6 protein-coding genes are annotated in these 10,122 nt (G+C 58.3%); all 6 read right to left on the reverse strand.

Annotated elements, in window-relative coordinates; translation table 11 throughout:
* A partial coding sequence (locus HMPREF9141_RS12035; protein ID WP_007369048.1) for a hypothetical protein occupies positions 1–1,561 on the reverse strand: 1,561 nt, incomplete at its 3' end.
* Between the two features lie 165 nt (positions 1,562–1,726).
* Positions 1,727–5,029: a hypothetical protein gene (locus HMPREF9141_RS12040; RefSeq protein ID WP_257009614.1), complete on the reverse strand. Its 3,303-nt coding sequence runs from the start codon at positions 5,027–5,029 to the stop codon at positions 1,727–1,729.
* Between the two features lie 2 nt (positions 5,030–5,031).
* Complete coding sequence (locus HMPREF9141_RS12045) at positions 5,032–5,253, reverse strand: hypothetical protein (RefSeq protein WP_007369050.1); 222 nt, start codon at positions 5,251–5,253, stop codon at positions 5,032–5,034.
* 66 nt (positions 5,254–5,319) lie between these two features.
* Entirely contained in the window at positions 5,320–5,775 is a 456-nt protein-coding gene (locus tag HMPREF9141_RS12050; protein WP_007369051.1) for an HU family DNA-binding protein, read from the reverse strand.
* A gap of 169 nt (positions 5,776–5,944) precedes the next feature.
* Positions 5,945–9,607 carry a hypothetical protein gene (locus HMPREF9141_RS13945; protein WP_007369052.1) on the reverse strand — a complete coding sequence of 1,221 codons (3,663 nt, stop codon included), beginning with the start codon at positions 9,605–9,607 and terminating at the stop codon, positions 5,945–5,947.
* Positions 9,608–9,650: 43 nt separating this feature from the next.
* Positions 9,651–10,121: a hypothetical protein gene (locus HMPREF9141_RS12060; protein WP_007369053.1), complete on the reverse strand. Its 471-nt coding sequence runs from the start codon at positions 10,119–10,121 to the stop codon at positions 9,651–9,653.
* Position 10,122 lies beyond the last annotated feature (1 nt).

Consider the following 10,122-nt stretch of genomic DNA (forward strand, 5'->3'; position numbering starts at 1 on the left):
CAGTCCCGATGGAACTGACCTGCGCCGCTTCCTCCATGGAAAGCTCTCCGTCACCGTCCTTGTCCCAGTTCTCGATGCAGATGCGCTTTACTTCGGGGTCTTCGAAGCGGATCCACCATTTGGAGATGTTGAGCTTGAGCTTCGGATAGTGGACCATGAGGGCATCGTAGGTGTCGCGGTAGGCTCCGGTGGTGAGGTTGATTGTGCCGTCGAGAACCGGGTAAGGGTCGTTGCCGTACTGTCCTTCTGCGTCGATGCCCTGATACGTGCCGTCTACGAGCCGGGCGAGCTTGTCGAAGGTACGCCCGTCTGTAAAGGTTTCGTTGAAGCCGACACATCGGACGTAGCGGAGGGCGTGGGGCGACTGCCCGTCCTGCGCGTCCATGATCCCGGCGAGCATCTTGATCGGCTGGAGACCGTCGCATCCGCTGACGAAGTAGCTCATCACGTTCGGAGCGCAGGCTTCCGTCTTGCAACGCCCGTTCGTGAGGCGGCCGAGGTTCTTCAGTTCGATGTACGACGTGGCGGCCGGGTAGTCGACCTCCTCGAGCGCACCGCCGTCAGCGAAGTGGGCTTCGGTAAGGGACGAGCCGCCGGCGAGGAAACGGCGCAGGCGGTAGTTAGAACGCATATCGAGCGAGCCTGCGAGCGTGAGGATGTTCCGCACGTCTATCTCCTCCAGCGATACGGTATTGCCGAGCGTGAGGGAGGATATGAGAATCTTCACTTTCCGCCCGTCGCCGTCGCCGAGTTTCAACCGCCTGAGCCGTCTGCCGATGACGGACAGTGCGCCGTTGATGACATACGATGACCAGTCGCCGATATCAAGCAGGTAGTCGGCCGACTTCACCGACAGCTGCTGGTCGGACGTGCCGTTGATTTCCACGACGATCTCGCATACCTTTCCAGCCTCCGTGCGGGCACCACGCATGACGGTCGTACCGTATGCAATCGTCGGATACAGTTTCATGGCCGGCGTGAGGCGCAGCGTGATGGAGTTCGTCGTAGCGTCCGCCTGTGCCGATATGCGCACGGTGACGGCCCCCTCGGCGGTCTTAGCGTCGTAATCGCCGAAGGAATACTTCGACATGAGGTACTGGATGCGCTTCTTCACCCACGCCGTTTCGGGCGACCGGCCGTCACCGAGCGACTGCCCGAGCGGGTCGGTGTCGTTCGTGTATCTGCCCTGCAGCATGGCGAGCTTCATCTGCTCGTACAGCTTCCCGTCCTCGTTGTAGAGCATGGGCGAGAAGTCGCCGGCGGCCGAGAAGAAGTACCGGTGGAAGAACGCGAACAGCTTCTGCTGGTGCGTTCCCTTCTGCAGCCCGCCCAGTTCCTCCATCTTCGCCAGCATTCGGCGCATCATTGCCGCCCGCTCCTCCGGGTAAGCCTGCTCCATGAGATTCCACAATACCGACTTCTCACCGTTCCATACGGGCGTGCCGTCCTCGTAGGTGTCGTGATATTCCACCCAGTAGGGCTTCTTCATCAATCCCTGGTTGATGACCGTGAAGATGGTATCAAGGTCGTCTTGTCTGAATTTCCATTTGCTCTTTGCCATAATAACGTCTTATTTGCCCATTGTTTTTAACTGTTTGTTTTCTGCCTGACAGGTATCGCCTTTCCGAGCGGCTCCACTCAGCTTCGTGACACATACGAGTCAGAACCGTGACACATACGAGTCAGAGCCGCGACACATACGTGTCAGCATCGCGGATCATACCACTCACGATTTCGATTTCTCACCGAATGAATAAGGGTAAGTATTCTTTGCGCAGTTGTCGGTCGCCGCCACCGCTTCAACGTAGAGCTGATGGTAGAGGCAATCAGAGACATCCCAGTACTCCGACTGCTCGGCACGCAGCTTCTGAATGCGTGCCGCCTTGAACAACTCGTTGAGCTTTCCTGCATCACTGACTGAGTTGAACGCCGCCTCCGTCAGCCCGTACTTCTCACCGACCAGCTGCCGGCGGAGATTCACCACCGATGCGCCGCTGTCGAGTGTCGACGGGCAGAACTTCCTGTAAAGCGAGTCATAATAGTACAGGTTGTATTGGTCCGGGTCTCCGGCCTTGGCGATCCAATACTCAATGTGCGTTGAGTGCGGGTCGGCGTTCAGTTCGTCCAGCGTGCCGTTGAAAGGCTCGATGAACGTGCTGCACTGGTAGACGATGTTATACGCCTTGATGTACGATTCGATGAGTTCCTCCGCCCGCTGCCGTGCCTCGTCTGCCGGCAGGTCGGCGTAGTCCAGGTCCCAGCAGTTCTCCCACGAGAATTCAGAGACCTGGTACTGATAGGCTTCCTCCTCCTCGTTGTAACGGATGCGGCGTCTGTCCCACGGAACCTGAAACAAGGTGAGGCGCGGCGAGTTGTCAGAACCCTCGATAGACAGCAGGTCGGGGAACAGATCCTTGTCGTAGCCAAATGTGGCAGCGTCGCCTTTGTCGGGTCCGATAGTGAACAGCCCGACGAACTTGTACGTCACCGTGCCGTCGTCTGCGGTCTGCTTCTCGAATCCGACGAATGTCTCCTGGTAGATGGACACACGTGCCTCGCTGTCCTGCCCGACACCCTCGTTCGTCAGCCCGACAGCCTTCCACAGGTCGGTGAACGAGTTCACGCTGCCCATCTTGTGGTACTGCATGGAGGAGGCGATGTTCTTCTTCGCCGTCAGCTTCGATATTTTCGGAAGCGACTTGAACAGCTCGAACTTCTTCTGTTCCGTCTGTCCGTCCTCATAGACTATCGTGGTATCCTTGCCCACCTTCGCCTTCCAGTTCCACAGGTAGTAGAGCATGGACGACGTTCCCTGCCCCTGCAGCTGGAGGTTCGTAATCGTCAGCCGGTTGAGGTTCGCATTGCCGTCCTTGGGGTAGATCTCGAGCGTGCCCTTCGGCCTGTACGACTTGCCGTATTCATACGACGGCAGCGGCTTGTCGAAGGTAAAGACGTTCACCCTGCCGCGCACCTTGTCGAAGTCCACCGTCGTGCCTAACGTGTCGTAGATGTCGTTGTCCTGCTTCTCGGCACTCTTCTCGCCGACCGTCGAGAGCGCATTGACATAGTCCTGATGGACGTTGGCGGCATCCATCGCACTGTCGTAGATACGGATGGAATACAGGTCGACATCCGCGCTGTCCGAGCCTGCGACTATCTGTCCGCCCTCCGCCGTCTGCATGCTGTCTGTCAGCAGATAGGCGAACTTGCGGACTTCCACGCCGTCTATGTAGAGACTGACAAGGTTCAGATAATACGTGTTGCCGTTGAGGACATACGTGTACTTCTTCGGAGAGATGACCAGCGCAAGGCGGATGCGCACCCCGTCGTCCGTGTTCATTCCCTGCACATCCTGATTGTGCCCGCTGCGTGTGGCGAACATGATCGAGGAGGCTTTCACCTTCAGGCCGATGTACTGCTTCTGATAAGGCATGGCGATGGAGATACATTCAGCGTCATGGTCGGACGTGTTGTTGACCTGATAGTCTATCTCGATCGTCCTGCCCGTCTGCGCTGCCTCCCTGGCGAACGGCCTGTAATCAATCGTCAGTCGCGAGCCAGCCAGCAGGCGGAGCGTGCGGGATCCCATGTCGTCCGCCGTCCATCCGTCACGGGCGAACGCCACGCCCTGCCAGCCGGCCTGCACGTGTTCGCCCGTGATGAGGTTCTTGATGACAGCATGGTCGGTGTCGGTGTTGCTGCGGTTCTTGGCGTTGAAGTAGAATACCGCCCCGGCCGTTGCCGAATAGCCCTGCGAGTTGTCGACAGGGAACGGAATGGCGTCACGCAGGCGCACCTCGTCCGTCGGGTGAGAGCGGAAACCGATCAGAGCCGTGAAGTCGGAGTTGTCGATCGTCTCCACCTCGAGCGATAGCGTGTACTGCATCCTCGTCTGCGTAAGCGTGTTCTCCGACACGTTCTCCTGCAGCACCTCGTCGTCTTTCTTCATGAGAATGGACAGCGGGGTGGTGACCGCCCTGCCGTCATAGACCGCATACTCCAGCACCTTGTTCTCGTACCAGTTCAGCAGCTTCTCCGCCCTGTTGTTCACGACGACCAGCTTCACGTTGTCATTGTCAGCCACGGCCATGAAGTCGTAGCCTACGGGCTGCGTCTGCACGGTGCCGTCGTCGTTCGACAGCCATGCAGACAGATGGAAGATGCCCGTCCTGTTCGTGAACGGTACCGTATAAGCCACGGGCGAAGAGGTGTAGGCAGCCGTTCCGAACTGCCGCTCATACGTCTGCTCGTAGCCCTCGCCCGTTATCTTCACGTGCAGCGTCTTCGAGATGTTGCCGCTGATGTAGCACGGAAGCACGATGTCTCCCTGATACGCCTTCCACCAGTTGAACTCGGATACAGACAGGAACAGCGCCGACAGCGTGATGGAGTACACCAGCGCCGGCGAGGTCTGCCCCGTCACTTCGCCCGTGATCTTCACCATGATGCTGTTCTGCCCGCTCTCCAAGTATCGGAACACGTCGACGGTCGTGACGGTATTGGACTGGCAGCGGCCTCGGGCCTTGCTCACGAACGTGCCGTCGCCCGCCTTGGCGAATATCTCGTACGTGCCCCACTCGCCGGTGTCCATGTACTCCGTCTGTCCCACGTCCTTCGTGCGCGACACGAACATGAACCTGACCGTACACTCGCCTGCCGTCTTGGAAGCCGACAGCGTCGTGGAGGGCGACCGGTTGGCGGCGCGCAGGTAATACAGGATGGTCTGCTGTCCGCCGCCTCCCTGCCCGATGCCGAGCTCCGACAGCTTCATCGGCGCCCACGCATCGCCGTTCCACACCAGCACGCAGGTGTCGGAAGCGAGGCTGTCCGCCTCGGCGCTCACGTTCGTCAGCTGGCCGAGCGCAGGGCGGTTCCTGGCCGCCACCTGCTTCATGCGCTCCTCTTCGGTGTTATGCGCCTTTACAAGTTCGTTCACCTTCTCGGGAATCCTGTTGAATTCCTCCGCCGTGAGCCGGCCGCCTTTCGACTTCCGGTCAATGTATATCGGTTCTATGTTCTTCTTCTCCATGATCATGATAATTTGAACGGGAACGTATAGGCAAAGCCCTTTCCGCCCTCTATCTCCACACCGTGCGCAAGCGACAGGGCATGGCAGAGGATGTCCTGCAGCAGCTTCGGATGCGCCGGGACAGAGTTCCGTCCTGTCGCATCCTCCATGCCGCGGACGGAGACCTGCGTGAAGCGTCCGCCGGCGGTGCGGCTCTCGGTGATATGCAGTCTGATGTGCTTCATTCTTTCGCTGGATGTATGACGGTCGGTGACAGGCCCGGACGGACGGCGTCCGTCCGGGCAGGCAGGCTATTCGCCCGCCGAGGGCCCGCTGTGCTGCGGCTCCGGATTCTTCTTCTCCTTCTTCTCCTTCTTCTCCACGCGCTCGTAGCTCACGCCGCTGAGGGTGAAGTAGCGCGCGGAGGGGCGCAGCTTGACGACGGGGCGGGTGATGTGCTTCTGCGCGTTGAAGTCCTCGGCGCGCTCGACGGCCTTCGACCGGAACGACGGCGTCAGCGAACCGATGTCGCCGAAGTCGACCGTCTCGCCCTGTTCCACGTGCTTCCTGGCCGTCTCGGCGGCCAGGCGCAGCACGGCTTCCACCTCCGCCCCGGTGAACGTCGTGGCGCGCGCCACCTCGTCGCAGAACGCGCGGTGCGACACCCTGCGGCGGTCGGTAGGCTTCGCCACGAACACGCTTTTCCCTTTCATCGTCCCGAGCGTCATCTTCTGCTCCTTGAGGACATAACTCAAACTCTTTTCCATAGACTTTTGTTTTTTTTGAAATGAATGCTCCTCGTGCTCCGCCCCTGGGGCTTCCGAAATGCGGGCGGAGCGTCGTGCTGTTCCGGCACGTATGTGTTGCGCTGCTGACTCGTATGTGTCACGCTGCTGACTCGTATGTGTCACGCTCCCGGCACGTATGCGCCGCCTGTCAGATGTCCGGCTGGAACGGATAGTCCTGCAGCAATCCCACGGCCAGCGGCTTCCCTTCAGTGTCGCAGAAGGAGGCCCGGCCGTTCACGACCCTGAACCAGACCGTCAGTCCTTTCCTCGTGAACCGGCCGCCCTCGGTACGGCCGATCTTCACGCCGTAGACGCGCGGCCCGGGCACGCCGTTCGGGTCGCCGTCGTCGACGGTCTCGCCGCCGCCTGCGAGGAACTGGCCCTCGAGGTTCTCGTCCGTGTACCATCCGTCGGGGATCGGCGCGGCGAAATCTTCCAGCTCGAAGAGCCTCCCGTCCTCCTCGGCATGTTCGCCGAGCTTCCCCGTGACGTAGTGGAAGGCGGCGTGGTACTCGTGCCACTCCCGGCCCCGGGCCGTCTTCGGCCAGACCGCCGCCAGCCCCCTGCCGGTGACGTCGACGAGCCTGCGCCGGGTCCAGTAGGCGGCGCGGTAGGCCGAGACGAGCTCCTTCAGGCCGGTGTAGCCCAGGTCGTACTTCGCCCGCCCTTCCCTGTCGAAGAATACGAGGTGGGGGAATCCGTTCTCATCCACCGTCATGCTGATGCCCTTTCGGTTGTCTGCGGTCAGGATGTCGAACGTGCCCTCCCGCATGTCGATGTGCAGGCCGTTCGCCCCCGGCAGCGTGCGCACGCTGCGGGCTTCTATCAGATCGGCGTTCACCTTGCCGTCCGACGTCATCAGGGCGACCTTCCCCTCCGGGGTCTGCACCTTGAAGTTCTCGGCCGTGACGGTGAAGGACTTCTTCTCGCCGTCAAGCTCGAATCCCACCTCGACCAGTCCGTTCTTCAGGTTCGTGACCGTAGCAGATATTTTGTCAGCAGCCGTCTTGATTTCAGACTTGAATTGCGCAGAAGTGAGGGCCTGCGAGGGCGACCAGTCGTCAATGTCGAAAGACTCGTCTTTCGCTTTCGTGCGCACGCAGACAAGCAGATCGTTCTGATACCTGCCCTCGTACGTGGCATTGCTCCACTGGTCGCCCTTGTCATACGGCGGCACGGGCTGCTCGCGCACGAACACCCTGCGCTTGCCGTCGGCCGTGTCCTGCGCCCGCTGCGCCGCCTCGAGCGACTTCAGCACGTCCGCATCCGTAATCTCGTGCCATGAATAAGACCCGTCGGGATTCTTCTCGAACGAGTACGCACGGCCGCCGCCCGTCTCGGCGTACGAGCGGTTGTAGTAGATGTCGTGCAGGTGCATCTCTTTCGTCGCTTCGTCCGTCCACTCGCCGGCAGGTTCCGCTGTGGCAGACGGCACGGCGTCGCCGAACCAGATCACCAGCTGCCTGTCCGCCTGCTCCTGCACGGCGCTGACCTGCGACTTCAGGGATGCGATGTACTCCTCCATCGGCATGTCGTTGCCGTGCTCGTCCGTCACCATCCACCACGAACCTTCCGTCGGGCTCATCTGTATCTTCGGCTTCGGCAGCGAGAAAGAGCGGATGCCGACGTACATCCTGTAATACGGCGAGCCTGTGCCGGCTGCCGCCTGGACGATGGCGTGCCGGCGTGCGGGATCTGTCCTGTTGCCGAGCGTCGACACCTCGTCGCCCGCCTGCGGCTCGTCGCTTCCGCTTGCGTAATCGTCGGCATCCGTGTTGTCGCAGATGTCGACATAGTCCGCGCCCAGTCCGAAGACGCGCCGGTGCCAGTAGTGGTTCGAGAGTCTGCCCTGCTGGTTGACCAGGTTGAACGTCTCGCAGTAGGCGTAGTCGTCCATCCCCATTGTATTGCTGATCATCCGCCCCTCACCGTCCTGCTGCGTGAAGTAGCACCTCCATCCGCCGTCTGTCTTTTCAACCCTGGATATGGTGAAGCTGCCGGGGGAGTTGATGATCCTGCCGTTGATATGTGTCGATTTCATCAACTGCACTTCTTCTGCCGTCAGCTGTTTTCGCACGTGTACATAGTCACCCTCGATGTGATAGTTGCCCTGCCCGTCGGCGTAGATGCCCGCACCCGACGAACCCTTTACGTAGTTCCCGACGAGGATGCGCGAGAGCAGTGCCACGCCGTCGGCATTGACGGAGAACCGTCCGTCCGCTCCCAGCCCAATGCCCTTGAGGAAGGTGATGAGCTGCTGTGCCACGTCCTCCTCCTTCTTGCTCAGGAACTCCTTCTGCGAGCGGCGGGCGGAGAAGAGATTGGTGTCGGTCGGTAGTGTAGATTCACCGCTCCGTATGATGTCGGGCACAGCACCGAGAGCTGACATTGCGTAACTCTTTGCCTCGTTAATGCCATCATTAATGCGAGTCATGCTGCCCGTACTTGTGGCATCGCTGATTTCAAGATTCATCTGGCTGGGTAGCGTCACACTGCGACTAATGCGGGTGATGCGACTGCTGCGAAAACCTGCTTCGGGGAAGTATTGCTGGCTCTCCAGTCGTATTCTCCGCCCGATATAGAGTTGCACCCGATTGCGTTCTATCCAGACATGATGCGTCGGACATTTATACACCGACGTGTCGATGCAATGCTTGGCATTGAATGCTTCCACCGCTGCGAGGAACTCCTGTTCAGCCAGTCCGTAATACTCATCAGGCATACGGATATTCCACAGGATATACTTATCGCCTGCCTTCGGAATAAGATTACCGCCAGGCATCTGCATCTCATCGTCGTAAGGCCAGGTGGTGATTATCTCGAACTCCTGCGTATCTGCATGGTAGTTCACCTCGAAGTCCCTGCCGTCAAGCTCACCGCTTTGGAAGACGACGTGCTTTACAAGACCTCCGATTTCGTAGTCATTCGGATTGAACGGTAGGGCAGAATCCTTGAACCAGTATATTTTAAACGGCTTGCCTTCGTTATCCTTGACAGAAGACTCACGGACGCTGCTTACAGTACCGATGCGTCGAGGATATATATGGGAGAATGCAGCCTCTTCGTAATGATGGAAGATGCCGTACTTCTCGACATTCATATCCACGTACTTCTGACCACCAGGCAGCTGAAGGCGCATGGAACCATATTTCGCACGGTCAATGTTACGCGTGCTGCCCATCGGAAACAGACGGGTATAGAACTTCACACCGTCTGCCGTATCACGCTCCAGCTGGGTGATGCTTTCAGGATAGCGAAGTGTGAGTTCCTCACCATGCTCGCAGCGGCATACGTTCACCGTCTGCCCTTCTACCCACCATTCTGTCTTGGCAGCTTCTGCAACCTTACGCAAGCCTTCATCGCAAAAAGTGCCACTGTAGTCAACAGTAAGGTTCTCTGTCGCAACAACGCTTCCTGTCTTCCAGTCGCTCGTGCCCATACCAGCATTGATACATCCTACAATAAGCCGGACATGCTCTGAAGCTGGAGCAGTCAGTGTGAACACAGCCTCATTCTCACCATCGGGATTCTTGAGAACCAACAGCCGCTTGATGAGGCTTTCCACTCCATAGAACTTCAAGTCATAGTCCCACTCACGCTCACTCTTCTGCGTAGGAAGATAACGCTCCTGCAGCCAGTAACGCTCACCTTCGAACTCACACCAGTCGTTTACATCCAGCTGCACGAAACTATGATGTGTGAATGAGAGAGACAACAGATTGTCACCGCCAAGTGTCTTGTCCTGCTGGCTGTTGTCAGCCGGCTCAATCCGGCACTTCAGATGATTGTCACTTCCGTATATTTCTATCATTTCCGTACTATTTAAACACTGATTAAATACTGACTGAACACTGTCAGAATGAAGAAACAGGTTCCCGGAATTTCACCTTGAAGGCTCCGCACTGCTGTCCTTCCGACCATAGATTGCTGATAGCTGTAAACCCGCTTGGAAACTGGTCTGCAAACATACGCATCTCCAGATTCAATGTCGGAAACCTGAATCGAAGCCACCCTTTTTCGCCATTCTTCAAAAAACTGATAAAATCAGTATAACGCCTGACGAATCCAGCTGTAGAACTCGCACTGATGGCAAAGTGAAGCGTTACGTCACGTCCCTCACTCATTGGATGAAGGTCATCACTATACTCTTCACCGTGGCGTTCACGGATATTGACTGCCGTATTGCCTTTTGTCCTGGAAGGGGCAAGCAGCGCATTCAGATTGTCATGTCCTCCTTTCTGCTCCTCACGCAGGAAAGCCTTGTATGTTACCCAGATGTCAGTATCATTGACAAACACCTGACCTGATAAAATGTGTTCTGCCATA

The sequence above is a fragment of the Prevotella multiformis DSM 16608 genome (genome assembly GCF_000191065.1).
GTDB lineage: Bacteria > Bacteroidota > Bacteroidia > Bacteroidales > Bacteroidaceae > Prevotella > Prevotella multiformis.

Excerpts from the sequence above, each read along its gene's own strand:
- HMPREF9141_RS12040 (WP_257009614.1), bottom strand. The coding sequence starts at position 5,029 with ATGGAGAAGAAGAACATAGAACCGATATACATTGACCGGAAGTCGAAA.
- HMPREF9141_RS12045 (WP_007369050.1), bottom strand. The coding sequence starts at position 5,253 with ATGAAGCACATCAGACTGCATATCACCGAGAGCCGCACCGCCGGCGGA.
- HMPREF9141_RS12050 (WP_007369051.1), bottom strand. The coding sequence starts at position 5,775 with ATGGAAAAGAGTTTGAGTTATGTCCTCAAGGAGCAGAAGATGACGCTC.
- HMPREF9141_RS13945 (WP_007369052.1), bottom strand. The coding sequence starts at position 9,607 with ATGATAGAAATATACGGAAGTGACAATCATCTGAAGTGCCGGATTGAG.
- HMPREF9141_RS12060 (WP_007369053.1), bottom strand. The coding sequence starts at position 10,121 with ATGGCAGAACACATTTTATCAGGTCAGGTGTTTGTCAATGATACTGAC.